This window comes from Pantoea sp. B9002 (genome assembly GCF_013385945.1).
Lineage (GTDB): Bacteria > Pseudomonadota > Gammaproteobacteria > Enterobacterales > Enterobacteriaceae > Pantoea.
The window spans coordinates 1-1,198 of the sequence record NZ_JACAPA010000082.1 but is presented as its reverse complement, the minus strand read 5'-3'; the positions used below and the strand labels follow the sequence as shown (position 1 = coordinate 1,198).

Genomic DNA, 1,198 nt, shown 5'->3' with positions numbered 1-1,198 from the left:
ATGGATGCAACACATTGGTTAAAACGCTCTGCGGGTGATTCATAGTCTAGCGTTTTTCTTGGCCTCTCGTTGAGCTGCCTGGCAACACTGTTTAGTCTTTGCTGGCTGTGAACCGATAAGTCAGTTCCTTTTGGAAAATACTGCCTAAGCAATCTGTTCGTATTTTCATTGGAGCCGCGTTGCCAGGGAGATTGAGGATCACAAAAATAGACCTCAATTTCTGTCGCTACAGTAAAAAGGGTGTGATTAGTCATTTCCGCCCCTCGATCCCAGGTTAATGTTTTATACAGTTCAACAGGCAGCTGCCGGGCTTGTTTGATTAGTGCGGATATGACTGTGGCTGTCTTGTTATCACTGATTTTGGCAAGCATAACAAAGCGGGAATGGCGTTCTACCATCGTGACAATATATGAGTTTTTAGAGCCCTGTATCAGGTCTCCCTCCCAGTGACCTGGTATGGCTCTGTCTGCAACATCAGATGGCCTTTCGCTGATGGGTATTGCATCCGGAATTGAGCCTAATCCCTTTCCTTTAAGTGATGTCGTTCTGGATTTACGTACTACTCTTCCGCTTCTTAGGCACTGCTGCAGCTCTTTTTTTAAAGCTCCCCGGGTTTGTATAAAAAGCGTTTTATAAATCGTTTCGTGTGACACCTGCATTTCCTGATTATCCGGATAACAGCGTTTAAGCCAACCGGCGATTTGTTCCGGCGACCAGTCCTGATACATCTTCTCTGCAATGATTTTACACAATGCGGGGCATCCAATTAGCTTGCAAGGTTTTGGCCTCAGGGCACTGTCCCACGCGCCCTTATCAGCTTTTGCAGCTCGGTAATGTTTTGCACCTCCATGCCTTTTGATCTCGCGGCTAACAGTTGAAGGGGCTCTTGATAATTTGTCAGCGATGTCCCTGATGCTACTTTTTGCTACCAGCCCTCTGGATATTTCCTCTCTTTCATCAAGTGAAAGAGCCAGCCGGTGTCGCTTTCTGACAGGAGGGCGATAACCACCAGTTTGGTGAATAGTGGGCATAACAGAAGAGTGATATCTGTCGAACATTCTGGCGATATCATGCAGGGAATCACCTTGCTTATACCTGTCCCAGATAATCGCTTTCTGTTCTGGCGTGTAGTAAATGCGCGTTCTTCGTTTCATGGCAACGTCCCCCCCTTGTTTAAGGATAGCGTTGCGTCGACCCG

The 1,198-nt window shown here is 47.0% G+C and carries 1 protein-coding gene; it reads right to left on the bottom strand.

Features of this window, described 5'->3' with window-relative positions; all coding sequences use genetic code 11:
- A partial coding sequence (locus HX773_RS25205) for an IS30 family transposase (RefSeq protein WP_176973780.1) occupies nucleotides 1-1,154 on the bottom strand: 1,154 nt, incomplete at its 3' end.
- Nucleotides 1,155-1,198 lie beyond the last annotated feature (44 nt).